Source organism: Gynuella sunshinyii YC6258 (genome assembly GCF_000940805.1).
GTDB lineage: Bacteria > Pseudomonadota > Gammaproteobacteria > Pseudomonadales > Natronospirillaceae > Gynuella > Gynuella sunshinyii.
On record NZ_CP007142.1, the window covers coordinates 5,219,610 to 5,245,147 of the forward strand.

Annotated in this window: 27 protein-coding genes and 1 tRNA gene; 8 read left to right on the forward strand and 20 right to left on the reverse strand. The window is 49.1% G+C overall.

Annotated elements, in window-relative coordinates; genetic code table 11:
* Positions 1–18 precede the first annotated feature (18 nt).
* The 6 genes from hflK to YC6258_RS21890 all read right to left on the reverse strand — a co-directional run bounded on the left by hflK (position 19) and on the right by YC6258_RS21890 (position 9,035).
* Positions 19–918 carry an FtsH protease activity modulator HflK gene (gene hflK / locus YC6258_RS21865; protein WP_044618802.1) on the reverse strand — a complete coding sequence of 300 codons (900 nt, stop codon included), beginning with the start codon at positions 916–918 and terminating at the stop codon, positions 19–21.
* Positions 908–1,804, reverse strand: coding sequence for a protease modulator HflC (hflC, locus tag YC6258_RS21870; RefSeq protein WP_044618803.1), 897 nt, complete (start codon positions 1,802–1,804; stop codon positions 908–910). Before hflC ends, hflK begins: the two co-directional genes overlap by 11 nt.
* Positions 1,804–3,519, reverse strand: coding sequence for a cation efflux transmembrane domain-containing protein (locus YC6258_RS21875; protein ID WP_044618804.1), 1,716 nt, complete (start codon positions 3,517–3,519; stop codon positions 1,804–1,806). Before YC6258_RS21875 ends, hflC begins: the two co-directional genes overlap by 1 nt.
* Before the next feature lie 171 nt (positions 3,520–3,690).
* Positions 3,691–5,076 carry an Ig-like domain-containing protein gene (locus tag YC6258_RS21880; RefSeq protein ID WP_044618805.1) on the reverse strand — a complete coding sequence of 462 codons (1,386 nt, stop codon included), beginning with the start codon at positions 5,074–5,076 and terminating at the stop codon, positions 3,691–3,693.
* A gap of 322 nt (positions 5,077–5,398) precedes the next feature.
* Positions 5,399–7,117: a hypothetical protein gene (locus YC6258_RS21885; protein WP_211264571.1), complete on the reverse strand. Its 1,719-nt coding sequence runs from the start codon at positions 7,115–7,117 to the stop codon at positions 5,399–5,401.
* A gap of 82 nt (positions 7,118–7,199) precedes the next feature.
* Entirely contained in the window at positions 7,200–9,035 is a 1,836-nt protein-coding gene (locus YC6258_RS21890) for a PhoX family protein (RefSeq protein WP_052830477.1), read from the reverse strand.
* 436 nt (positions 9,036–9,471) lie between these two features.
* On the opposite strand from YC6258_RS21890, the gene YC6258_RS21895 reads away from it, so the two are divergent.
* The 5 genes from YC6258_RS21895 to YC6258_RS21915 all read left to right on the forward strand — a co-directional run bounded on the left by YC6258_RS21895 (position 9,472) and on the right by YC6258_RS21915 (position 11,787).
* Positions 9,472–9,548 (forward strand) — tRNA-Ile (locus YC6258_RS21895).
* Between the two features lie 245 nt (positions 9,549–9,793).
* A complete protein-coding gene (locus tag YC6258_RS21900) occupies positions 9,794–10,495 on the forward strand; it encodes a dual OB domain-containing protein (protein WP_044618806.1) in 702 nt (233 codons plus the stop codon).
* The gene (locus tag YC6258_RS21905) at positions 10,495–10,932 is read left to right on the forward strand and encodes a DUF488 domain-containing protein (RefSeq protein ID WP_044618807.1); all 438 of its coding nucleotides are present in this window, start codon (positions 10,495–10,497) and stop codon (positions 10,930–10,932) included. Before YC6258_RS21900 ends, YC6258_RS21905 begins: the two co-directional genes overlap by 1 nt.
* A 12-nt stretch (positions 10,933–10,944) precedes the next feature.
* Positions 10,945–11,547: a DUF4326 domain-containing protein gene (locus YC6258_RS21910; RefSeq protein WP_044618808.1), complete on the forward strand. Its 603-nt coding sequence runs from the start codon at positions 10,945–10,947 to the stop codon at positions 11,545–11,547.
* A gap of 39 nt (positions 11,548–11,586) precedes the next feature.
* Positions 11,587–11,787 carry a hypothetical protein gene (locus YC6258_RS21915; RefSeq protein ID WP_044618809.1) on the forward strand — a complete coding sequence of 67 codons (201 nt, stop codon included), beginning with the start codon at positions 11,587–11,589 and terminating at the stop codon, positions 11,785–11,787.
* 22 nt (positions 11,788–11,809) lie between these two features.
* Here the strand turns inward: YC6258_RS21915 and YC6258_RS21920 are convergent, their stop codons facing one another.
* From YC6258_RS21920 to YC6258_RS27640, 3 genes are read right to left on the reverse strand one after another with little or no spacing between them, the layout of a single operon-like run.
* A complete protein-coding gene (locus YC6258_RS21920) occupies positions 11,810–12,055 on the reverse strand; it encodes a hypothetical protein (RefSeq protein WP_044618810.1) in 246 nt (81 codons plus the stop codon).
* The gene (locus YC6258_RS21925) at positions 12,045–12,524 is read right to left on the reverse strand and encodes a hypothetical protein (protein ID WP_044618811.1); all 480 of its coding nucleotides are present in this window, start codon (positions 12,522–12,524) and stop codon (positions 12,045–12,047) included. The genes YC6258_RS21920 and YC6258_RS21925 overlap by 11 nt, the downstream gene beginning before the upstream one ends.
* Positions 12,525–12,542: 18 nt before the next feature.
* Entirely contained in the window at positions 12,543–14,039 is a 1,497-nt protein-coding gene (locus tag YC6258_RS27640; RefSeq protein ID WP_052830478.1) for a MobA/MobL family protein, read from the reverse strand.
* Positions 14,040–14,253: 214 nt separating this feature from the next.
* Here YC6258_RS27640 and YC6258_RS21935 point away from each other — a divergent pair, with 214 nt between their 5' ends.
* Both YC6258_RS21935 and YC6258_RS21940 read left to right on the forward strand, forming a co-directional pair.
* Positions 14,254–14,610, forward strand: coding sequence for a hypothetical protein (locus YC6258_RS21935; RefSeq protein WP_044618812.1), 357 nt, complete (start codon positions 14,254–14,256; stop codon positions 14,608–14,610).
* Complete coding sequence (locus YC6258_RS21940; protein ID WP_044618813.1) at positions 14,561–16,876, forward strand: DotA/TraY family protein; 2,316 nt, start codon at positions 14,561–14,563, stop codon at positions 16,874–16,876. The genes YC6258_RS21935 and YC6258_RS21940 overlap by 50 nt, the downstream gene beginning before the upstream one ends.
* A 7-nt stretch (positions 16,877–16,883) precedes the next feature.
* On the opposite strand, the gene YC6258_RS21945 is transcribed toward YC6258_RS21940, so the two are convergent.
* The 5 genes from YC6258_RS21945 to YC6258_RS21965 all read right to left on the reverse strand — a co-directional run bounded on the left by YC6258_RS21945 (position 16,884) and on the right by YC6258_RS21965 (position 18,836).
* Positions 16,884–17,270, reverse strand: coding sequence for a hypothetical protein (locus tag YC6258_RS21945; protein ID WP_044618814.1), 387 nt, complete (start codon positions 17,268–17,270; stop codon positions 16,884–16,886).
* Between the two features lie 107 nt (positions 17,271–17,377).
* Positions 17,378–17,605, reverse strand: a complete 228-nt coding sequence (locus YC6258_RS21950) for a hypothetical protein (protein WP_044618815.1) — start codon at positions 17,603–17,605, stop codon at positions 17,378–17,380.
* Positions 17,602–17,886: a hypothetical protein gene (locus tag YC6258_RS21955; protein WP_044618816.1), complete on the reverse strand. Its 285-nt coding sequence runs from the start codon at positions 17,884–17,886 to the stop codon at positions 17,602–17,604. Before YC6258_RS21955 ends, YC6258_RS21950 begins: the two co-directional genes overlap by 4 nt.
* 1 nt (position 17,887) lies before the next feature.
* Positions 17,888–18,160 (reverse strand): hypothetical protein, encoded by a 273-nt coding sequence (locus tag YC6258_RS21960; RefSeq protein ID WP_044618817.1) that lies wholly within the window; start codon positions 18,158–18,160, stop codon positions 17,888–17,890.
* A gap of 67 nt (positions 18,161–18,227) precedes the next feature.
* Positions 18,228–18,836, reverse strand: a complete 609-nt coding sequence (locus tag YC6258_RS21965) for a DNA-binding protein (protein ID WP_044618818.1) — start codon at positions 18,834–18,836, stop codon at positions 18,228–18,230.
* A 383-nt stretch (positions 18,837–19,219) separates the two neighbouring features.
* Here YC6258_RS21965 and YC6258_RS21970 point away from each other — a divergent pair, with 383 nt between their 5' ends.
* Positions 19,220–20,362 carry a hypothetical protein gene (locus YC6258_RS21970; protein WP_044618819.1) on the forward strand — a complete coding sequence of 381 codons (1,143 nt, stop codon included), beginning with the start codon at positions 19,220–19,222 and terminating at the stop codon, positions 20,360–20,362.
* A 242-nt stretch (positions 20,363–20,604) separates the two neighbouring features.
* Here the strand turns inward: YC6258_RS21970 and YC6258_RS21975 are convergent, their stop codons facing one another.
* From YC6258_RS21975 to YC6258_RS30730, 6 genes are all read right to left on the reverse strand, one after another.
* Positions 20,605–21,378 (reverse strand): hypothetical protein, encoded by a 774-nt coding sequence (locus YC6258_RS21975; RefSeq protein ID WP_044618820.1) that lies wholly within the window; start codon positions 21,376–21,378, stop codon positions 20,605–20,607.
* Positions 21,365–22,255: a helicase RepA family protein gene (locus tag YC6258_RS21980; protein ID WP_044618821.1), complete on the reverse strand. Its 891-nt coding sequence runs from the start codon at positions 22,253–22,255 to the stop codon at positions 21,365–21,367. Before YC6258_RS21980 ends, YC6258_RS21975 begins: the two co-directional genes overlap by 14 nt.
* Complete coding sequence (locus YC6258_RS21985; protein ID WP_044618822.1) at positions 22,256–22,462, reverse strand: helix-turn-helix transcriptional regulator; 207 nt, start codon at positions 22,460–22,462, stop codon at positions 22,256–22,258.
* Positions 22,446–22,775 (reverse strand): hypothetical protein, encoded by a 330-nt coding sequence (locus YC6258_RS21990; protein ID WP_044618823.1) that lies wholly within the window; start codon positions 22,773–22,775, stop codon positions 22,446–22,448. The genes YC6258_RS21985 and YC6258_RS21990 overlap by 17 nt, the downstream gene beginning before the upstream one ends.
* Positions 22,776–22,989: 214 nt before the next feature.
* Entirely contained in the window at positions 22,990–24,225 is a 1,236-nt protein-coding gene (locus YC6258_RS21995) for a tyrosine-type recombinase/integrase (RefSeq protein ID WP_052830479.1), read from the reverse strand.
* Positions 24,226–25,217: 992 nt separating this feature from the next.
* The gene (locus tag YC6258_RS30730) at positions 25,218–25,532 is read right to left on the reverse strand and encodes a hypothetical protein (RefSeq protein ID WP_211264572.1); all 315 of its coding nucleotides are present in this window, start codon (positions 25,530–25,532) and stop codon (positions 25,218–25,220) included.
* Positions 25,533–25,538: the final 6 nt, after the last annotated feature.

Sequence of the window (25,538 nt, forward strand, 5' to 3'; positions counted from 1 at the left end):
CGGTCCGTCATCAGCGTCTTATTCAGTTCGACCCGGCGGCAATACCTTCACACTGGCAGGTGCCATAATCCGCTCCAGCATTTCCATATGCTGGCGTTGCGCAGTCAACGCCGGTGCTTTCTGGTACTCCGCGTAGTTCAACATCAACCGCTGAGTATCGCCTTCCGCTTTCTCCCGTAATTCAGACACCCAGGCCTGAGACTGCAACGTGGTCCGATTGGCCTGACTGCGGGCTTCCGCCAGCCTCGAACTGCGTTCCCCCTGCTCTTCCTGTACCAGGCGCTGGCGTTCAGACCGGGCACTGTCCACATCATCGAAGGCACGTTGAATGGATCCCGGCGGATCCAGTTTCTGAATCTGTACCGCCGTTACCTTCACCCCCAGATCCAAATCATAAGCCTGCTTCTGGATCGATTGCCGCAACGTCTGCTGTAACTCGTTACGACCGGTCGTCAGCAAGGTATCAATATCCAGTTGCAGCAGACTGACAACCGCGGAAGACATGGCAACCTGTTTCAATAATGCTTCCGGAGCCTGACTGTGAGTCGCAAAAATGCCGGGCTGCTGAATCGTATACTGAACATTCAATACCAGATTTACCAGATTCTGGTCGCCCGTTGTCACCTCACTCTGCACGTCCACATCGCTCAGCTCATTGAAATCCAGCAGCATTGACCGAACCGATGACACAGACAACAACTGAACGCGCTCCAGCGGCCACGGCAGGTGATAATGAATGCCCGGCGGCACCCGGTCATCAATGATACGACCAAACCGGTACAGAATGCCGGCCTGTTCGGCACCCACCGTATAAAATCCACCCAGAACATACAGCCCGGGCAACACTCCAAGTATCAACACCCATGCCAGCTTACGGGTCTGCCGCCAAACCCGGCTGACATCTGTTTCAGCGCTCATGATCCGACTCCACTGGCGGGGACCAGAAGTACTTCAATAACGGCGAATCCGTCGACAATATAAACTGAGTGTCTTTATTGAGGATTTTGTCGTAAGCATCCATCAGACGATAAAACCGATAATATTCCGCATTCTGCTGATAGGCATCCGCATAAATTTTGGCCGCCTCTGCCTCTCCCTGACCTTTGACAATCTGGCTGTCACGCCGGGCTTCCGCCAGCAGCTTGCGCACTTCCAGTTCGGTCTCAGCCTTGATACGGGCCGCCTGTTCCTGCCCTTCAGCCCGATACTGGCGAGCGATTTTCTCCCGCTCGGAGGACATGCGGTTGTAGATCGCCTTAAGATTCTGCTGCGGAAAACCAATACGACTCGAACGTACCGCCAGAATGTCGATACCAAAGGATTCCGTTGAACGCGCCCGTACCGATTCAGTCACCCCGGCAAACAGTGATTCGGTTTGATTCTGCTCCACCTCAGCGGTCAGCAGACTGCTCAGTGGCGTACGACCAATGGCACTGCCGACCTCAGAGCCGGCCAGATCCGCGAGACGGATTTCAGCGGTGGTTGCATCCCGTACCGAGGCCAGAAACTTTTCCGGATCCTGTACCCGCCAAACCACAAAACTGCGCACCACCAGATTACGACGGTCACGGGTAACAAACTCTGCCGGCTCCAGTTGCAGCAATTGCAACCGGCTGTCGACCCGCACGGCAGTCTGGATGGGATCCGGCCATTTGAATGCCAGGCCGGAATCCGCGATGACCCGCACCGGCTTACCAAACTGAGTGATCACCACCTGCTCTGTGGCCGGAACCGCCAGCATCGAGGTCGACGCCAGATAAACCAGTACAATCAACACACCCAAAAAGATCAGATATTTTCGCATTACGGCTTTAACCTTATATCCGGTAACAACACATCTTGTTTTGCCCCACCCCAAACCCGCAGATCGCGGTTATCGAATGACTGGTCAATAATGGTCAGCTGACGATCTGCCAGGGTGTTCTGAATGTGCTCAAGATAACGATTGAATTCGATGAGTTTCGGAAATGTCCGAAAGATATCAGCCATGCTGGCGAACCTGCCGGCGTCACCCGTGGCAATAATCTGCTGTTCGAGCTGACTGGCACTGGCTTCAGAAGCCAGCAGGATTTTCTCTGCCGAAGCGGTATGTACCTGCTGAAAGTTCTCGGCTTCTGCCAACAGTTTCAAACGGACACTTTCCTGCTGTGCCACGAACATATCCCGATACAGGGCCACGGTCTGGCTGGGTGGCTGCACCTTGAGTAAACGGAGATTAAGAACATTGGCCGTCAAACCAACGGTTGCCAGAGATTGTTCAACCTGGCGCTGTATGGTCGATAAAAAATCATCCGGAACATCATTGAGCAAATCATCAAATCGATAACGGGCTACCGCCTGGGATAAAGCACTGGTCGCGTAAGCATTGATCATCGCCTCGATCTGATTGGCCGAGGTCCACTGCCGGCCCCAATCACTCAACTGATATTGCATGGCCAGGGTGACGTTGACCAGGGCCTCATCAGCGGTGATGAAGTGCTCGGTGATATCGCGCGGTTCATCAGTGGATTCACGCCACTGCTGCCACAACAAAGGACTGCCCGACTGCTCAACCGTCAGCGGTGTACCAATCAGTGCGCGATGCACTTGTTGTTGCGATAACTGTTTTATCGCCCCCACCGGCCACGGCCAATGGTAATGCAGCCCGGTATCGAGCGGCTCTCCCACGACCCGTGCAAACACCAGTTTGACACCCACATAACCAAGTGGCACCTGAGTAATGCCCGATGCGGCATACAACAGCAGCAGACCAACGACATACAACACCGGAGGAACCCTTCTGACACCCCCCCAGCAGCGCCAGACAGTGTCAACCAGCTTCTGCCCCGCAACCGACTTCTGCAGCAACGAAAAAAAAGCATCCGAAGCTGATAACTGCACCAGCTCCTGACCCAATAGCAGACTTCGAAGACCGGAAATCAATAACTCTATACCGGCAATACCTACCAGTACGGCAATCAGCACCGCCACCAGGTGATCGAGATACAAGCCCATCAGCAATCCCACAAACGACAGCAGCACCGCCATCGACGACAGCACATCCAGGTGACTATGATAACCATCGGCTTCCAACGCGGGTGATTGGGTGTCGCGCCCAACGGAGGTTTTTAACTGAGCCATAAAATAGGCAACGAGAATCGTGATCAGCACACCAATGATGCCAACCCAGATGCCACTGACACTTTCTGCTGCGCTGGCACCGGCCTGACGCACCTGGCTGATAATCTCGTATGGGACATACAAAATACTCAGCGCCACAAACAGCGCCATCACGGACTCAATCCGATAGACTTTTTCGACACCGCTGGCTGCCACCTTGCGCTCTTGTAAATGACGAATAACCAGACTGGCCAGCAGCACCAGTGAGACCAGTAGATCTGTCCCTGAATGCAGAGCATCAGCCCATAGCGCCTTACTACCGGTAAACACAGCGAGTCCGGCTTTCAGTCCGATCAACAGACTATCTGCGGCTATGGCGACAAGGGAGGTACGAATACGGCGATCAGACAAAAACGACATGGAATGAGAATGATTGGCAACCTGATTTCTGACAGGCTACCAATCCAATATGACACAACCATGACAATGTCATGAATTCGTCACATTATGTTCTTTTCGGTGCTTCGCCGCTGTCCCCGTTGAGAAACAGCAGCGTGCAGGTTTTCGCCTCTGACGGACGAAAATCAATGATTAATCGAGCAGTTCGATCAGCTTTTCCCGACAGATCTGCGCCAGCTCCCTGGGCTCCGAACTGGACAGCTCGTTTGCTTCCGGTATTACAAACATCCAGACACCTATATCATAACGACTGCGCCAGATTCCCCGTTGACCGACAAAATACTTAATGAATTCACCCGTGTCATAGTCACCGTAGCAATCCGGAATAATTTCTGTGGCTTTGGCATAACCATTAGCATCAGTAATGGCGGATGCCACCACCGCATCCTCACCCAATATGGGCAGAGAATATAAAAACTTAATTGTGGCACCGCTGACACCCTCACCGGCAGAATCGGTCAGCCTGGCCTGCCAGTTCAGCTCGTTGTGTACCTGGATGTAAGGACTCGCACCATAGGGCAATCCAACCAGAGTTTCCGTGGTATCGATATCAAAGTTACTGAAAGATTTTATCGGCGTGATCATGTTCAGGTAGTAATACTGGGTTGGGTCATTTTCTACACCTGATTTCTGCGTCACCCGAAAATACAGAACATCTCCGGCGGCCGGTGTCAGTGTGTAGTTTTTGCCAGCCTCAAGCGCGTACCATTGAGCATTGAGATACACAGCAGTATCCTGACCGGCACCGGAATACCCGAACGTCACTTCTTTACTATGGGTGAGCGCATAACGGTAATAATCCACATCACCGCTCCAGTCCAGATTGGCTTCGATGTAATTCATATCGCTCTGCATATCATAGGCCGTAGCTGCCGAATCATTTGCCTCATAACCATCCACTTCGGTATTCACCGCTACAGCAAAATGCACATCGGCACCGTCTGCCGCAACTGTAATCATCTGCATATAGTAGTGACCGCTTTCAGCATAAATAAATACAGAATCCTCCGCCGTAGATGCACTGGAAGCTCCCAATTGGGTAAACTCGTAATTCCCCTGAATATCCTGATACACCTCCAGATCCATTTGCCGGCCATCAGCCTGGTCGTAAACAAAAAACTCGGCTCTGGCATTCTCAGGCATATCGAAATAGGCGCAATAGACACCATCGGTTTCCGGTGTCAGTGTATAAATGGTATTGCTCTCCAGTTGCGTACAGGCGGGTGTGTATTCATTGCTGTAACTGCGGGCATGGAGCTGTTTACTCGTGGTGGAACGGGTCCATGAATAACTCTCGGTATCATCCTCCTTCATCTCAGCCACAACTGCGGCGTCAAGATCCAGAGAGACGGAAGGCAATTGAAAATTATCTTCGGCCGTCGCAGGTGTACTACCAGCCATTCGATCTGTCACTCTGATGGATGGCTGCGCCGAACTGTCAACCTGCTGACCACTCTCCTGACAGGACAGCAGCAACAAGCCACTGGACATCAATAGAAATGTTGTTTTTATATTCATCTATGTCTATCTCCATGTTAAAAAACTGCAATTCCTTTAAGGGTATATAAACATTCTGTTAAATCAATAATTGCTAATTTAAAAACACCTAAGGCATTTACGATACAACAAAAAAACTCCAGACATGGTTGAAAAAACCTGTCTGAAACACGGGTATTTGCAGCATAACCGCATGTTTTTAATTAACGGCAATAATCCGTTATCAGCAATTAGAATGAGATGAAAAATCCCCAAGACATTTACAGACAGGAAACGGCCGACACCTGCTCAAAAACCGTCGAACTCCACGACGATGAATCACAGGTGCCGGCCGATTTGGCCGTTAACGGGCCGAGAGGATTTGTGTCAGACCGGTTTTATCGCCATCTTCCAGAGTCTGATGAACCGTATCAAACAAGGGCTCAATCACGCCATCACGCCCCTCAACATAGCTCTGCTCATTGACGATCACCTTATATGCCTTGTTCAACATAATGGCACGTTCAGGGCTCGGCACCAGCAGCTCGCTGATATCGGTTCGCAATCTCGCAAACGCATCAGGTTTCGGCTGACCGTATTGATCGAAAAACCGGGCAATCACCTCATCATTGGTACGGAACTCGTTGCCCGATAAATTAGCCTTCAGATAATAACTGTACTCTGGCTCACCATCGGACTCGCGCAATGGATCAGGAATGCCGGCAAGGCCTTTTTCCTGCCAGTGATACCAGCCAGACCGATAGGCCTCAAAATCAAACTTACGGTCGAACGCAAACGTAGTGTCCACCGTGACCCCGATACCACCATGGCAGCCAAGACAGAACCCGTGCTCTTCATAGGTTTGGGGGCGTAATTGTCCGTCTTTTTCTTCGATAAATCCCTGCAACACCCAACCCTGAAGGTTTTCCACCCCCTCTTCCGGATTACCATAAATGGTTTTAGTGCGCGCGGGAAAATCATGGCGTTCCTTGGTTTCGTTATCCGCAATTACCCGATTGTCATAATAATTACGCCACAGTTTTTTACGGGAATAACGCAACTCTTTCATCCGCGGTGCCAGCACCACCTCATCACTGGCATTCACATCCAGATAACGGACGCTGTGCAAAAATTCAGTTCCCAGTGGATACAATCCACCAGATAAATGCTCATCCCCTTTCTCAAACAACACCCTGGCCTTGCCAACATAAGACATAAAGTGCTTTTCCTTGGGTGCCCAGTCATAGGTCACCTGAGTGGCCGTCGCCAGTTGACCATCTTTATCCAGATCAACCTTGAGCACCCGCTCATCCACAGCGGCAATACCCACATTCCGGCGCTTGATTAAGGCCTCTACAATCGCCAGATTCACTTTATACACCTGCAGATCAAACTGTCCGGCCTCATTCTGCTGAAAACGCTCCGGCAGCCGGATCATCACATCATCCATGGAACCATTGGTCGGCATAAAGGTGCCCGGGAAAGGATAATACGCAAACACCCGCCAGCCGCTGTAATCACCATTGGGTTTATGATCAAAGCCATCCTGATCAAAGTGATAATACATATCCGGCGTATAACCATCCCACTGGCCATTCTGATTCACATCCCACTGCGGCAGGTTGTTCTGAATACGCTGCGCCAACAGCAACTGACCATTGGCATCGATATAATTACTCTCCTTCACATAATCCATCATGCTCAAGTCCGACATCATGGCAACTTCATGAGTTCTGTCCTTAAACAGATTGGCCCAGTGATTTTCACTCGCCGGTTCCGGTAATGTCAGTTCAACCTGAAGACCGCTGTCATCCAGATAGTTAGGCGCCTTATTTTGGGTATGACAGATATAACAGGGGTTATGACCATAACCATGACTGTCGATGGTCTTGGTATAACACTGCGGCACCAGATACGAGGTAGGATTATGCAGCGCCGTAGATGCCAACCGGGCATCCACCTTGCCCAATACCGGGGCCACGGCGGCTTTTGGCTCAGGGTTCTGAACCGGATCGGAGGATTCACAAGCGGACAAAACCGCCATCATTGCGAGACACACAAAACTGAAGGGATGTTTGATCATGGAATTATTCTTACAGAAAAAGGAGTTCAGATAGCTCTGAACTCCGAACGCGATTAACCTCGACATTAATCGAATGTTTTTACTATTTCATTTTCTTGGCAGGAAACGGTCCAATATATCCGGTGTAAGCCGCTGCTTCACCATGACCGGTGTTCTTGTCTTCATCAGACTCGCCATAAGGATGCTGTACCACGCTCATCAGATACGCCCAACCGTTGATATCAGGGTACCAGTAAGGAGAAGTGGTCTCAGAACCGTAAGGAGTCGTTTCAATACGAGTCAGTTGAGAAGTTTTCAGGTTATACGCCCAGATTGCGTCATTCTGGTGACCAGAACCGGTATCTTCACCGATGATCAAGGTGTCATAACCGCTCATGTACGTCAGGTTATCAGGGTTGGCGATACCATTGATATGACAGCTGTTGTTCGCCTCAAAACCTTTAACCTGTGGCGCACGGTCAGTCACAGGACGCCCCACCACCAGACCGGTCATGCTTTTCACGACATAGTCAGAACCGATATTTTTGTCTGTTCCAACCGGCAACTGATACACAGCACCACACTTATTAGGGCTATCCAGACGAATGTCATTCGATCCACCCAGGTCATAAGACTTGCTTGGCTTACCGCCTTTTTTGAAGTCTTCCATGCCACGCTCAACTTCAGACATAGCCATGAAAATACTGTTGTATTCCGGCGCAAAGGTAATGCCTTCTTCTTTCCGGAACTCTGTGGTCGCACCCATCATCGCGGCATAACGACGAGATTCCAGACGTGAAGCCACTTTCTCCATACCCGGCTTGACCTGCAGACACTCAAAACCGTAACCACCCGTGTTCACACCGGTAAAGCCCGTTGGGCACTGACCCTCTTTACTGCCTTCAGCAGTTGCGAAGATATCATCGAAGGTGACTTTCTTAGGACCATCCAGATAAGGTTTGATCTCTTCATCGGTCGCATGACCCAGATTGATCCATTCGATATCCGCTGCACCCACGCCGTAAGAACTGGTTTGATTCCACTTCAGGGCATACAAAGTACCGGCAGACAAATCTTTCTTCTTATCAGCCACAAACATGAACAGGCTGACGTTAGTACCGTCATCAGTGATATAAGCCGTTTTCTGATCCGGCATAACATACGCCAGCTCAATCGCCATACGGCCCATGGCAAAGTGTTTTTCAATCGTTGTGGTGGGATCGCTCTTACCCTTGGCCTTAACCGTGATTTCAGTGTTCCAGCCATAATAATAAGGGTTCCACTCCATACCGCTGGTGTAATAATCCAACTGGGTTTTGGAGTAATCGTCTTTAGCCACATCGGCATTGGTTTTCAGTACCGCCGCATTCGGCTCATATTCTTCTGATGCCAGATGAGTGTTCCAAGGCGTTACCGACGCCGCACAATGCACCCAACCACCCCAGGTATTGGACTGATCCAACTGCCACTGATTAATCGGTGTCAGCTCACCGGTTTTTTTATTCTGATCCAGCTCCAGCAGGAAGAACGCACCCGGACGGGTTTCATGCTGGGAAACAGAGAACAAGCGCTTACCAACAGGCAACAAAGACGTGTGCTCATTGGCATTGGAAATTCTGATTTCACCGTCTTCGCCGCGGATAGGATTACCATCGGCATCGATAATCTGACCAAACTTAATACCATTCAGCTCCTGACCAGAGCGCATCAACGTATGAAAACCAAAATTGGCAACGGGCTGGCCATCGATCTCAGCCGCAGAAACACGCACTTCACGCTTTTCTGCATCCGTCAGTGGAGCCGAAACACCATCGAAAGTCAGGACCGCGTCGGCGCCCAGCTTCTTGGCGGCATATGCAGCTGTTGCCACAGACATGCCAACAACGCCAGCCAGCGCAACGGCAACCGCCAGGCCCTTCACAGCAAATTGCTTGTTCATGGAAAGTACTCCTAAATTATTGTGCTGCACGAATTGCAGTCTTGTAGTCGGGGGAAATCCGAGTCGTTCAAATATCCGGATGGCGACACACTAAAGGGAAAAAATGACAGAAATATTGCAGAACGCTGACAAGATGGCATTTCAGCCAGAAAATCCAAAAACGCCCGGATTTGCCCCGAAAACCAGCCAAACCCCACAATCCAGGGAGCTTGCAACCCTCACCAGGCCCTAAACGACGTGAAACAAACCCTTTTAAATCAAAGCACTAGCACTTCGGCAAAAGCCCCGTTATAATCCCCGCCCGCAGCTGACCGAGGCACTCGCCTCAAGCAATACCAGACCTCAGCTGAACCTACCAAGGTTAAATGGGCCCATAGCTCAGTTGGTTAGAGCATCCGACTCATAATCAATAGGCCAGGGGTAAAAAAGTTTAAATGGGCCTGTAGCTCAGTTGGTTAGAGCACACGACTCATAATCGTTAGGTCCTCGGTTCAAGTCCGAGCAGGCCCACCATTTAAACCTTTAAAATCAATAAGTTACAAAATTTCTTGCGGTTTCGCCGGGGTCTGAAACTACGTAACCCCACGTCACTCCCCCTCTCGACTACTAAACTCCTCCTGTAAGAACTATATTTGCGGGGTTACACTGGGGTTACATTAGGTGGTCACATAACCGGGTTGAAGCATCACCTTGAAATGCTCTTTTGACCTTCAGCAATAGCGGTCCAGCAAGAGCCGTAAAGGAGATAGCCCATAACAATGTCTAACAAAAGGGCTAATACGAATATGAACAAAGTTTTCATATGCATGGCGAATTCAAGAAAGCTATCTGGCAGATGCATTGCCGGGAAAGAGTTTGAAAATAATCAGGTGGGAAACTGGGTAAGACCTATTAGTGCGAGAGCTGAGCATGAGATATCCGAAAATGATCGACGTTATTCGGACGGAAGCACCGCACAAGTCTGGGACATTATAGATGCCCCTTTTAAAAATAAGTCACAACATGCCGCCCAGGAAGAAAACTATTTGATAGACGACGGTTACTATTGGGAAAAAGTCGGACAATATTCAGGAAGCATAGACGCACTCATCGACTCACCACCTACCTTATGGCAAAACGGCAGCTCAGGTTACAACGGTACCAACGATCGCGTTCCTGTAGCTTCAATATCCCAACCAGTTCAGTCTCTGTACTTCATTGCTCCCAGCAGCATCGATATCATTGTGAGGACAGAGGGTGCTGAATTTAATAATGCAAAACGAAAAGTAAGGGCTGACTTCACCTACAATGGGGCATCTTACTTGCTATCGATTACAGACCCTGTAGTTGAGCAAACGTATCTAGCACAAGGTGAAGGCACCTACCAACTATCGGGCAATATATATATGACAATAAGCTTGGGTGAGGCGCTAAATGGATATTACTACAAACTAGTTGCGGGACTTTTTGAGGCGAAATAATGAACGTATACTCTATTGGATTCACACAAAAAAAAGCTGAAAAATTCTTTTCGCTCCTTCGAAATGAAGAAATAACAAGATTAGTTGACGTACGACTTAACAATGTATCTCAGTTGGCAGGTTTTGCAAAAAAAGACGACTTGATTTTCTTCTTAAAGGAACTCTGCCAAATTCAGTACATTCATATGCCAGATTTGGCTCCAACAAAGGACATACTCGATCCATACAAAAAGGGAAATATGGAATGGCGAGAATATGAGGACAAATTTATAAACTTAATGATAAGAAGGAACATCGAGAGAATCGATCACTCCATCATTAAAGATAGCTGCCTTTTGTGTAGCGAACACAAGCCTCACCACTGCCACAGACGCCTTGTCATTGAGTACCTGAACAAAGAATGGGGCGAAAATTTCGAAGTGAAACACTTATTTTAAAGCACAATATTTATGAAATTACTGATCCTCTACCCCAGTGAGTTTAAGAGCTTTAGCAAGTTCACCAGAAAGCTAGACAAAATCCTTTCTGACCGGGAAGCTGATGAAGTCATATTTTTGCTCGACCCCAATAACTTCATTGAGGAATATTTCAGAGAGAACAAGCCAAACACTAGATCCCGGCAATGCAAGTCATGGCCAGAAATCAATGCAACTCATGCCATTATATTTGACGATGGCGAAGAATTTCCTATTGAATACAGAAATCTAAAAGAAAGCGGTGTTGATACAAGAAGAATTAAAATTCCTATTACAAGGGTCATCAATATCAAAAAAGAAGACCAGTATAAAAACTTAAAATCCACCTCTGAATATGAATATATTGGCCGTGGTTCTTACTGGGGAAACCCGTATGCAATGCATGAAGATGGCGCATCAAGAGACGAGGTTATTCGAAAATTTAAATATGACTTTGACTATGAAAAATTTCCAAATAAAGAAAAATCGGAAGTGTACAAATTGGCAGGTAAACGACTAGGCTGTTTTTGCAAGCCAGAAGCCTGTCACGGAGACGTGTTAGCCGATTTTTTGAATAGCTGGGATGATGGAAATTAATCTATTTCCTTTAAGCAAGCACATAGTAACGAGCACCTAATGACCGAAAGATATTTTCCCAGATTTCTGGTTACCAAGGCTGAATATGATGCAGCCTCCTCTGAAGAGCGGAGCCGCTATAACTATGTCGTGGTGCCAGATGAGCCAATCTCATTGCCTAACATCTGCTGCGCCATGAAAACTGAGCGGGAAAGTGCCGAAAACCGCACTAAAACCCGCCCACTCAATGAAAGGAAATGACGAAAACCGCATGAGTGCAGTTTCAGTCTTCAAAAATACGGGATAAATCCTCCAATTCATCTATTTTCGAGCTGAAAAGCGCTTTACTGCGGTTTTCGGCAATTTCTACCTGTCGCCTCTCTTGATTCCGCTCTTCCGCCTGGCGCATCACTTGCCTCAGTTTGAAACGCTCCAAGCCGTTGGCCAGGCACTCATTGTGAATTGTCTGAGGGCTGTGCAATGCAGACCTCAACGTGTCCAGGATCGTTCCATCTTGGTTAGACGCCATCAGCCACCTCCGCACCCAGGTATTCTTGCTTAATAAGCGCCAATTGCTGGTCATTAAGTTTTCCTGCCTCACAGGCGGAGTTAACCAGGCTTTCAAGCTCATCAACGGTCAACATGCTGGTCACTACGCTGGCCAGGGCTGCCGGGGCGAGCGCACGACTGCTGAACACTTCGGCTTCGCCCTTATCCTCGCCGTTTTCAAAATAGGCCGTTTCACACATGAGGGCATAGGGGATCTCTCCCAGCCCTTCAGCAACAACACGCACAGAAAAAATCTCTCCCTGGGTGTCTCCCCATTCATCGCTATCAGACTTAAACGTAACCATCGACATACGACAATCTCTAGCAGCCTGATTGAAGTCATCATCATTTAATCCGCTGTTATAGATCGTTACCTGAAGTTTGCAATTTAGCCGACTCTGGAGAGAGGCCACTTGATCCTTTACCAGTTCAATTTTTGATTTACTCATTGGTTTTCTCCTGATTCATTACATTTTCGGACTACGTGAGGAACTGGAATTTGTGTTGTCCGGTGTATTGGTTGCGCCGTTGTTTTTCTCGAACTTGTTCTGATATTTTTGATCTTGCTGGAAGCGGCTTTGAGCGGCTTCTGCCGCTGATTTTTGATCCGCCGCCAACCCTTGGGCAGGCGCTTGTCCATATTTCGCCAGCTCTTCTTTCGTAGGCTTATAGCCCTCGACCTGAATCCCCATTGTTTGCCCCTGAATCCACACGGCTCGGCGGTATTCTTCGGAGCCGAACGCGCGAATTTCCTTCCACTCTCTATCCTGTACTTTCTGCTGAGCCAGTTCCAACTCAGCCGCCAGAGCCCATGAATTTAAAGTCTGGCTGTGAATTGCCTTTCCAGAATCGCGGAAGGCCTCCGCGCCCTCATTTTTCCCTTTCGTCCAGCGGTATACACCTTGAGTATCAGCCTGAAACATGCTGATCACGCTGCCCCGGTTAGGGTCGATCTGTGCAGGTTTCCAACGCTCCTCATTAGCCTGTTCCGTAACTTGTTTTTGCTGTGCCTCCATACGTTTTTTAGCCTGCTGGTAAGCCTCGTCTGCTGCCTCCTGTGAAGCGGCAAGGCCGCCAAAACCGGCTGCTGGTTTTTGAGATGCCTGAGCATCGTTTGTTTCAATGGTTTGTTGTTGGCTTTGCATACGTGCAATCCTCGCGGTTTGAATATCAATAATGTTGTTTTGAGCCTTGATTGCTTCATTTAGCTGCCAGCGAGAGGCCCGCTCGTGGTAGCCCATCCTGGCCAGTTGCATGTTCAACGGGCCAACGTGGATTTCAGGAATTTTGTCTGTGATTCCCTGCTCCTGTAGGGATAGGTGAGAGATGCGCTCATCGAGACCGGCAGCCTCCAATTCGGAGTTCACAATGGAACTCCACTTTTCCCTGATCGCATCTATTTGTTGTCGCCCTGTTGGTAATCCATTTTTTCGGAGTTTGGCATCGCTCCATTCAAGGAATGTTTTCAGTTTTCCCAGTTCTCCAGCCGCGTCCATTGGGCGAGTAGTCATCAATAAATGGGCGTGCAAATTTCGGTTGTCTCCTCCTCGACCTGGCGCATGCACGCAAACGTCAATAGCAACCTGGTATTGAGCAATAAGCGCTTGAGAAAATTGCTCAATAATTCGGTGATGCGCATCTCTTCGAAGTTCATGTGGCAGCGCAAGAATCCACTCTCTGGCCACCCTGGAATCTGAGCGCTTCTCTGATATTTCTGCCAGATTCCATAACTCTTCTCGGGACAGTCCAGCACTGTTAAAAACAAACTTATTCAACACACCTTTTTTGCGTTCGTAATCGTTAATAATTCCGGTTCTTTCATCCATGATTTTTTCCGCTGCGCGATACGCCGCCGCAGCCGTAGCGCTTCGCCCTTTCGAACGAGCAATGAGCGATGTTTGGCAATAAAAAATGGCCATGAAAAGAACCTCGGTTTTCTCTTTTTCGCGCAGCGAAAAACGCATGACTTGGAACAAGTCGTATATGCGCCCTTCAGTTGCCAGGGAGGCTTGCTCCGTGCCAGCTTTAAAGTCTGTGCAATGCTCGCTCCCGCTCGCCCAACGTGCCGTTTAATTGCGCGTTAACTTGTTGATATTTAAGGACTTTTTCCTTTACCCGAAAACTATCAGGCATTAATCTGGATGGGAAGAAAATTTGTTCATTTAGTGGAGGTTGTAAATGTCTTTAAAGCCAAAACAGCGGCGCCTTTTGGAAGAGGAAGCCCAACGTAACCCTGGAGGGCCAGCAGCCCAGATTCTCAAGAACCTTGCTCAGGAAGAAGCGAAGGCAATTGACCTAATGCGACAAGCCAGCGAACAAGCAAAAAAAGATATGACCCGACAGAAAATTCTGATCGGTGTAGCCGTTCTCTCAGAGTGCGAGAAAAACCCCACGTTTAGAGAGCGTTTTGAAAAAGTTTTATCCAGGCATTTAACCGCGACACGAGACAAAGAAATCATGAGCCGATTTGGCTGGGAGATGGAAAATGAAAACACTGAAAATAATATTGATTCTGCTCCCGCTACTGCTGAGTAGTTCGGGGGCCTTTGCATCGATCACCGATGTTGATCCGCAGGATAAAAGCCTCGAATATCTGCGCTACATTTTTGGTTCAACTGTTGATGTCATAACAGGTGGAACCGGACCAGCCAATCCAGATTCTGTTCTTGGTGCAATGTCACAAATTCTCAACACAGGAATGCTCGTTTTTACCGGCCTTATTATTGGCTATGTGTTTCTGACTGGAGTGCTGAATTCGGCACACGAAGGCAATCCATTAGGCCGAATGTATTCAACCATGTGGGTGCCTTTGAGAATGGTTGTCGCGCTGGCTTTAGTTTTGCCATTTAGTGGTGGTTATTCGACTATGCAGATCGGTGTTATGTGGTTAGCCGGGCATGGTATCGGGCTCGCCAATTCAACCTGGAATGCAGCTCTGGATCACATCACAGGCACCGGTACTCTATACCCGCCACAGATCACTGTCGATTATGAAAATACCGCTATGAGAATCCTCGAATCGAGGGTGTGCATGCACGGCATTAACACGGCAGACAGACACATAAACGTGGAAGAAAAACCGGTCGAAATTGTTGATGATGATCAGGTGGTATCAGTCCGTTCCTCTGGGACAACAGAAGCCCCGCTTGTGCCTGTCCAGCATCGTGTAATGCAGCGCTATGATTCGGTGTATGGATTGGCCGGAGCGGGTATTGCTTACGGTGCTGCCTGGCTTAGCGGCTTCCCAAATGGCATTCCCAGATCTTACGGCTCAAATCCGTGCGGATCTATCACGTTGGAGTTTGCGGAAATAGACGAAGGCACCGCGATAGATACACCCGTTCGGAGTTTCCAAAATAAGGTGATTGCGGCACATGCACAGCTTGATGAGGACCTTGATTCCCTGGCTCGTGAAATTGTTCTGAGCACTGTGGATGAAACCGCCCCCGCACCGGATCAAACAGCCTACAATCTGGCCGTTAATAATTTTAAAATGGAATACCAAAAGGCCATCTCAGATGCTTTGAGTGAGATTGCCAGTGCTCGCGTTAATAAGTGGGCAGGGGGCAACCCGGACGCCGCTGGAATGACTGTAGGGGCTCGTGATGCCGGATGGATCTCAGTGGGTGCCTGGTACTGGGATTTGCAGCGAGTTAATGCAGAAACCCAGAAAATGGTTTCAGTTAAAGCGGAACTCGTGGGGCCGACAGAGGCAGCGCTGGAGCATGACGACTACCAGTCGTTCATGGATGGTCTGGCAGCATACTCTCAGAATATGCTGGTCACAGATCCAGCCACAGGCACACCGGTAAATGCGCTGGAACGCAGCACCTATGCCGACGATAACGCTACTTTAGGTTTTGTAATGGGTCGCGTTGAATCCGTTATCAATTTTGCGTTATCCGAACCCGATCCAGTAGCAGGGCTGGCCAACGTCGGGCATGTGATCATTGGGACGTTTGAAACGGCACTGACCGCTGCATTCGTCTCCGATCTGGCGGCCTGCGTTGCTGACGACACCAGTGAGGCAGTGGGCGGTTTGATTGGTGGTGCGGCCCGTCCCGTCACCAGTACGCTATGCCGGATGACAAACAAGGCGTTGTGGTCATTGGTCGGCGCTGGCCTGCTGCTGATCCCTATTGCGTTAATGCTGGCCTTTTATCTGCCTGCCACACCTATGATTCTCTGGATTATGGGGGTCGCCGGTTGGTTCGTGATGCTCATCGAGGCCGTGATAGCGGCTCCTATATGGGCTGTAAGTCATGCCATGCCGGAAGGTTCCGGGTTCATCGGGGAAAGAGCCAAAGCGGGTTACATGGTCGCGTTGAGTGTGTTCCTTCGACCTGCGTTAGCCATATTCGGGTTTTTCGCATCCATGCTCCTGGTTATCGTAATGCTGAAGGTGGTCATGCTCATATTTTTGCCTGCCATGAGTGGCATGATCGGCGACTCAATCAGCGGCGTGGTAACCGCAGTCGCAATGCTGGGAATTTTCACCGTGCTGATAATCCAGATCGCTCATCGAGCGTTTGGATTGATACATGAAGTACCGGACAAAGTGCTGCGTTACATCGGCGGGGGATCTGAAAATCTCGGTGAAGCGAGCCAGGAGCAGCAGAGCCGCTCCGTATTCGTTGGTGGCGCGGCTAAAGTTGTTGGAGGAGCTGGCCACACCATGCGGGATAAAACGCGCGGAGGCGCTCAAAGCATGGCTGACGCGGCTGGAAGTGGGCTAAAAAATGCGGCTGGGGCAGCCAAAACAGGCATGAGTAAAATCTCTAAAATGCTCAGCCCGAAATAAAATAGGACTACAGCCTAAACCAGCCAGCAAAAGCCAGGAAGTCCAGTGCTTCCGCCAGTGGTTCCAGCACGGATGCCGGAACCGTTGTATTGATCCAGTAAGCTACAACGCCACTGCTGAAAATCGCTGGATGCCCCATGATTCCCACCAGGTTAGTAATGATCAGAACTGCGATCGCAATATTCCAGGGCAGGTAAATCCCTGTCCATGAGTGAATCCTGCGACGAATCGGCGGAACAAGGCAGCCAACTAAAACTAAGATACACAGCAGCCACAATGCGCCACAGCCTACCCCGAGTGCGATTGACTCCCAAGTCTGTCTGCCCCAATCATCAGCGGCCAGACGCTCGGCCCATTTAGCCAGCTCTCGCTGGCTCATCAAAAAGTCACTCATGATGCGACATTCCTCTCTATATTTTTATGGCAGTTTGCTTCAACGTACCGCTATATAGATACCTGTCAAATCAACTGGAAACCCGGCTTGCACCGGGTTATAAAAGCTCACTTTTCGTCTATGAAAGCGGCGGCAGAGTTGGCCAGGCGATCCTGCCCTCGCAACACGCGAACAGTTACCCAGGCAACCGTGGCACAGTAAAAAATGGCCGCTCCAGTTAGCACCTCACTTGAAACACTTCCTGCCAGGGCATTCATAATTCCCAGGCAAATAGTCATCGCAACTGCCACGCCTACGCAGTGGATTAGAATCGCTGAAATTTTTCCTTTAGTCATTGTAAGGTCACCTCATGATTGTATTGATTAATGACCCTAAAATAGTGGTCAGCCTGTATATATTCGGCAAGCGTTAACTGCACATTTCCGTAAAAACCTGATTCACCAAAGCTCAATACTCCCCCCTCGTAATCGCCTTTTTCTACATGCTGTAAAACGGCTGAATGCAATGGTGCTGTAACCGAGGCCTGACGGCCGAAGAGCCGTATTACCTCGTTGTCGGTATCAAACACGATTTGTTCATCATCTGAATTGCAACGCTGTATAGAAAAAACGGCCATGTCATACCTCCTGACTACTGGACTGGTGGCGAACGATTATTCCCCAATTTTTGACGGTAAGGCAGCCATCGTTGCGTGATCGCTCAATGACAACCTGATAGTTACTCTGCAATTGTTTAAAACGGGATTCAAGTTCCCTCTCAGTTAGACCGGTACTTGATGCCAACCCCGCCACTGTAGGACGCTCGATGCGCTCCAACGCCACTATGACAGGCAAAACCCGTTTGAACTCTCGTGAGTGAATATCTCTTACTGTAAGATCGGCATCAGCCATGAATCACCTCCTGGTTAGGTGGTTGTGGTTAGTCCTGGTTGAGTGTGTCCGCACTCAGCCAGGATGCTTATGCTTTTTTACCCGGAGCATTTGTTTTGATGCTCTCAGAAAGTTTTTCGAGCTGTGCCAGTAATTTTTCCTCTCTTTCCTGGGCAGCCTGCAAGCTCTTTTCATACTGGCTACAGCGCTCTGCCAATACGGCAGCCTGGGTACCGGATTCTGCCAGCTCCGCTTTAGCAGATTGTGAAGCCTGATCCAGCTCATCGACTTTTTGCTCCAGGCTTTTAACCTGGTCTTTGAGATCATCGATTTGCTGCTCCTGCTGCTCGCTTACCGCGATGGTTTCATCCAGCTTTTCCTGCATCAGGCTACGTTCTTGCGCAAGCTTTTCACGGTCAGCTTGGATTTCTTCATCCGCAGCTACTCTTGCCTGCCTCCATATTTGCTGAATTAGTGTCTGAGCATCCGCAGCCAATTGCTCGGGCATCTCAGGTACTTGCGAGGCTTCAGCATCTTTCCCATCCGCTTCACGCCATGAATCCAGATGCTTTTGAATGGTGGCCATTCCACCGCGATCACCCAACAACTTGCGAATCTTTGGAGCGCTGGGGCGCTCACCACTCTCGACCAACCTACGGGCGGCGGTAGAAACATCCTCAAAAGTAATTCTGCTCATATTTGGATTCCTGCAATAACTTAGCTTTCCGTAATTATCCGATCAAAGACCATTAAAGTCAAGTGTAATTACCGTATTTACGTAATTACGGTAATTACCAATAAAGGAAATAAAAATTGTCACTACCAGGCGCATGTCTATTTCATGGGGAGTATGTAATTACGCTCAGCGTCGGCGCCACCTTCATCAGCCTTGCCAAAACCGGTCAATCTGGTATCTTGAATATCGGAGCTGAATGCCAAGGCTGTAAGTGACCTAAAAGACAGCAAGCTGAACTACCTGCCAATTGCAGTTGATCTTTATTAACCCTGCTGGCAAGCGTAGTGATTTAAACACTTACCACTACCTTCAAAGTCCAGCATTGTTAAGAAAGGATCACTCCTATGAGTACTGATCTCTCAAAACTGTGTGCAGATTTCCTGCGTCAAAATCATACGTCTCGTTCTACTGAAAAGCTGAAAGCGTCCCATGCCAGAGAGCTGGTGGCGGCATTTTTTGGGTATAAGAGCCATGCAGCACTTATGGCCGAGAAGGCCTATCCACTGGATCGGCTCGAAGAGGCATATATCTTCGTTCCCGATATACCGCTCATGAATGACAGGCGTGCAAAGCTAGGCGGCCTGCCAGATGATCTTACCTCGTCAATCGACATCGCCAAGCTCTTATCAGGCATGCTTTCCGATGAGGGGTTATGCGGTGGAAATATCTGGCTCTATGACTCGCTGGAAACCTACATTGCCGAGGTCTTACTTCCTGATTGTCAAACGCTGATAGATGATCAACTGTCGGGCACGATGGCAGAAACAAACGCGGGATTTTTCGATTCACCATATTATGACGATGTGCAGATCGAAGATCGTGGTGATGAGCTGGTAGCAATCGCCAAAACCCAGTACAAGGGCGAGCCACTGGATGACAAGCCCTTCTGTGGGGACACCATTGATATGGTTGTCCAGGTGGCATTGCCCCGTATGGCTGGTAAACGCGGTTTCTACGATTTCGAGCTGGAAGTTGGTGGCAGCGTCAATGACGACTGGGTTGATCCTGAACTGCGATACGGCAAACGCCCTCGGAGCAATTTAGCAGCAGAGCTTGGTATTACGAACGATGATCTGGAATTGCTGGAATGGGAAACACTGGAAAACAGTAGTGATGATGGTCTGCTCTATGACTATGTGTTGACCTTTGATGAAAGCTGTCCACTTGAGATATTGGAAAAGATCGATGGCTTGAATGACGACCGAACCATCCGAGTGAGCGTCAATGCTTTTGATAACCCCTATCCAGATGAGCCGGATGAAGCTATGCATTACGAGGTTCCAAACGTCCGCCCCAAGGATCAGTGGCTTGAAATGACTGGCGGATTTCGGTTCGGTGAAACCCTGGAGCAGTTTCAACACAGGCAGGCTGAAATCCATGCTTTGCGTAACCGCATTGCTCAGGGGCAAGCTACGCCAAACGATATTGATCGTTTATCGCACCTGTTGGGCACCGATCAGGACGATGAGTTCGGTGATATGTTCTAACGGCTGATAACGCATGCCGGACCAAAAATGGCTGTTTGCGGGGATTTTTGAAGGGGCAACGCTCCTTCCACTAAATGATTTTTCTTCCAAACTTTTCTTCCCGTTCTTGTAGAAACCCAAGGCCAGTCGCCGCACCCAGCGGCGGCTGCGCCGGATCTGAATATCCTATATATCCTGCCAACTTCGGGCGGGTGTGCGACGTTTCGGGCGGCTGTGCGACACCTCCGGGCGGGTGTGCGACGCTATCGGGCGGGTGTGCGACGATCTGAAGGGACTGCACTTACTTTTCGGACTCTGCCTCCATCAATAACAATACCAATTTGCTCTAGCCTCTCAACATCCTCCCTCAAGCGAAAGCGGGCATCCCTCAACGCCTTTCCTGAAATCTCTCCAGACACCGCCAGAATTACGGTATCCAGAAACCAGCCCCCTGCTGGCTCGTTTTTGTGACTCAGGACATGCCTGGCAACCGCCTGACCGATTCCATGCCGCAGCCGAGCAATTGGAGCCGGATTGTAGTAAAGGGCCAAATCGCGCTCCAGAAGCTCTACCAGCGCCTTTCCCAGGCGTACTTTCCACAGATTTCGAGTGCCTCCCGTTAGTGGATCGGGACGGGTCTTAATAGAAGGATCACGGTGATCAATCAGATGGCCGGCGATGGGCACGTCAAACTGTGGTCTTTTGATGGTGATAATTGCTGCGCACAGCTCAACCAACAGTTTCTCCATCTGCGCGAAGCTATACCGACTGTCTGACAGGGTTTTTCGCACGTTAGCCGGGTCAACCAATAACTCAACCCCACCATCCGAAATAGCTCGACTATCCTCAGCGCAGTAGAGAATTGCCTCCAACAAATCAGCGTGGCGCTGGCCTAACCTACCAATTACCCGGCAACGCCCAAATGGGGTTTCCAGCCAATTCCCCTCCCGGTATTTGGGCCGTTGGCTGGGCTGGAACAGCATCAGTCGGGCCTGTGTGATTGTGCTGGTTGGGGCGACCAGGTTACCACTCTTCATTAGCTTCCCCGACCTTAAAAGGAGTGGCCTTTTTGCCGCTATCGCTGCTTTTGGCTGCTATCAAATCCACAGGCAGGAGTACCCCTCCATTTCGCCGCTCATACCACGTATCGGGCTGATCCATTGTATAGTTCTGTTTACTAACACCGAACCGCACAAAAGATTTTCTGCGATCATTATTTATAGGTTGCCGGTCATAAGCCCTATCACTTAACTTCCTGGCTTCCACCTCTGACATTCGCGCTACAAATCCGCACCAACGCGCGTTGTCAACCAATGCTGAAGCACCTCGTGCAGCCTGCTGCTGATCGGCCTGCCCCTCTCTGGCCGCCCCTTTATTGACGTGGTGCAGATAAAGAATCGATGCACCTGTTTCCACCGCAATATACTCAAGTGTTGAAACAAGTCGTGACATATCTCCATTGCTATTTTCGTCGAGCGAGTGAACACGACTTAATGTGTCCAGGACGATTAATCTAGCCCCAGCACCCAACTCAATAAGCCAATCACTGTGCTTTTTGTCCATGACGTTCAAGCGGCGGCCCATGATCGACTCAAGCGCAAGATTGCTCGCAATTGCCTCACGGGCCGGATTTTTTAAATGCTGGCCAATTGCGTGAATCCGCCCCACTAAAACAGATTCAGGATCCTCTCCAGCTAAGTAAACTACGCGCCCAGTTTGCTGGGGCTTAATCTGTAAAAGATCGCCGCCGGCAACGCTGCAAGCAATTGACATAACCGCTTCCAAAGCCCAAAAGCTCTTTCCTGTTGCACCAGGTGCAACCAGTGCCCCGACCGTTCCAGACAAAAAGCCTGGCCAAATAAAATCAAGCGGCGGCGGCTGATTAGAAAACGCTGCTAGAATATCAATCGCCACTTAGTTACTCCCCTGAGTCAACAGCCCACCTTGCTCGGCGAGCCATTTATGCAGTTCAGATTGAGGGAATAATCGACGGCGACCCACCTTGACAGAGGGTGGCATAAGCTCCCCTCTGCTCATGCGGTTGCGCAGGCCACCAGTTGACATACAAAGCAGGTCTGCGACCTGCTCATAAGTCAAATATTTTTCATTGGTTGTAGGCATCTTGCAGTTCCCCCAAAAACTTAGGTAAAGCGACTAAACGATCTTCAGCCTCTTCCTCCTTACCAGCACTTAACAGTGCATAAACTTCCCCCAAATATTTTTTTAGGTCAGCTTTAAATAACGGGAAAAAACCATCAATTTTCGGGGTGTAGTTATCCCAATGTTGATTTTGGTGGTAAGTGTCACACCCTAATCCAGAACCATCAGAATACAGGTAGACTCTCAAACTCCATTCAATCCGTCGTAAAGGGTTAAGCGGGCGCAATTCTTTTTCCAACTTCAAAATTTCTGACCAGTCTTCAGAAAAGCTCATCAACAATTCCTCACTCAATGATTTAAATTATGGCAATACATGTTGCCGTATTGCGTATGCTTATATTGAGTGACAGTCAACGTCCGATGCATTAAAAAAGTGGAGAAAAGTGAAGATAATTCCAAGAGAATTTCCCATCATGCTTTTGAGTTGCACGATGGGAACTTACCGAATGATGGGCAAAGGAAATTAATCAGAAATAGAGATCAGGTTTTTAATTTCTTAACGCTGTTTTTATGTCGACAACTTTACTTTTGAGCATCATACCAATAAGAAAATTTTGTATTTTTTCTGCTGATGGGCGAAGAGTTTCAGCCGTCAAGATGACATACCCTGCTGTCACATCATCCCGCCCTGTGGAGTGATTCATCAGGCGCTTAAGCTTATAACTTCCTACATCCAGATGCTCCGCTGTGGTGGCAAATGTCCGCCTTAAATCGTGAAAATCACAACGGGTTCCCGACAGGGTTTTAACCTTGGCCACCACTTTCTTGGGCTCCCGCACCTGGCCATATTCATTTTCGGCGGCGAATACATATTCGGAGGAAATACGGCTTTTCTGCTTCTGAAAAAGTTTGTCAATTTGCTTGGTGATTGGCAGCTCTAAAGGCAACCCGTTTTTTGTTTTATGACCAGGGATAGTGAAGATTGCCGCTCTTAGATTCACCTCTGACCATTTCAGTCCAAATATCTCCCCACGTCTTAATCCAGTCAGTAGAGCGAACAACATGGCATCACAGACAGACTGGCCAGTTGGCGTTTCTTGAGATCTTACCGTGCTCAACGCTTCATAAAAATCAGACAGCTCCTTGGGCCGTATATGAGTATGTCGGCGCGGAACGTTATTCCACTGCTTGCGGTGGGACAAAACCTCTGTTGGGTTTTCCGGAAAGATAGATGAACCATCCTTATAGCGGTACTCATCCTTAGCAAAATTGAATATTGCCCGCAGCACCCGCATGGTCAAGTCTGCCTGGGCTTTGGAGGCGATGCCCGCATGAATGTCGGCAACCACCCGGCGATCAATGTCCTTGAGCGATTTATCCACGAGCTTCTTAAGGTGATTACTTACCACGCCCTCATATCCCCTCAATGTGGACACCTTGAGTTTACGAGAGAGCTTGTAGCCTTCAAAGGCTTCTCCCAGAGTCACAGCCGACATAGCCTCAACACGTCGCTGCTCATTCGGGTTCACCCCGTCGCAGAGATCAGCCAAGTGTTTCAGGGCCAGCGTGCGTGCCCTGACTGGCGACAGACCTGGATACTTGCCAAGCGTGATCCGTACCGGGCTGCCACCGGATACACGTTTGAACACCGAGAAACTTTTCACCCCGGTTGCCGTAACCCGCAGGCGCAGTTCAGGGATCTTCTCATCCCGGTACTCAATCCGGGTCTCAGGCAGGGGCAGGTCTTCTATGGCCTGCTTGGTGAAGTTGAATTGTCGTTCCACGTTTGCTCCGGGGTTACACTGGGGTTACATCACAATAAGATTTCATATTACATAGCGTGACCTATGTGTATATAAAAACCTTTAGAAACAATAACTTAGTTATATATTGTGATTTTGTGTGATACCGGATTATATGTTTTACGCAGACTCATAATCGGCAGGTCCCCCGTTCAAGTCGGGGTGGGCCCACCACTTAACCCAGTGTTTATGCGGGTTTCAACACATAGGTACTGGAAATAACAACAGTGTCACAATCCCTTAAAACGGGCTATTAGTGTCACATGAGTGCCACTCAGAAAATCTGTTTTAGACCAGACCCCACGGGGGTTTCACTGTTTTCTTACTATTCTGCCTGTGCAACCATGCGCTTTATCGTTGCACAACGTGCAAACCAAACCTACAGACTCACCCAAAACCCGCTCCACGCGCTGCCTAGGCCGTTCTCGATGCACATATAAAAACTACACAAAAAAGCGTCACACGAAAGCCGAACAGGGGGAGTGTTTTTTTCCGCCGACTTTTATTTTTTGTGAGCGGCCACCAGGGCTACGGGTTATCGGCTTGGCACTAACTTGAGCAATGGTAATTCTCCGTAGTCGGGCGCTGTATCCCGCTTCACGTTGTCCTTTAGGATGGCTTGCATCTTGGCCGCCAGTTCACCCCACTCATCAACAGACACAAGGCGCGAGAACATAGCCACAGGTCGATTCTTCTGCAAGCCCCGATCCTTGATGACTTTCTCGGCAAGCTTAATGAGTGCGGCTGGAATTCGTTTGCGCAGGCCATATCCGACAGGTCTGCTATTGCTTTCACCCTGACGCCATGCGAGGGGTGATGTTGTGCTAGAAATTCAAGCGATCCATACTCTTCTTTAAGAAAGTATTTCCCGTATCGGCTAAGACTCTCTGTCTATACCGCACAAAGGATAACGTCAGTCTTAATATCAGGACCAAGGTATTCCCTGAGAAGCTCGGCCGATGGCAGGCAACTTGTCAGAGTGAGAGGCAGCCACCATCAGCCACTACATTGTGGACAAATATCAGAGTAAAGGGTTTGTCGAAATTAATGGTTAAAGGGTTCGACACACCTCGCAGCCCAGAAATGGATAAGCTTTTAAGATTAGTGTTCGAGGTCATTATTTTCTCCTTCCTTGAGATGGGTATTTTCCAAGGCGGTAAGGCAGTCTCCTCTTTTATTTTTCCTGACGGGATAAGTTTCTCAATAGACTTGATCTCGGAAGCGCAGAGTAATCCCTCAGTCTCAACGGCTTCCATAATCTGCCCTAATAAAACTTTGGAATTACTCATTTAATT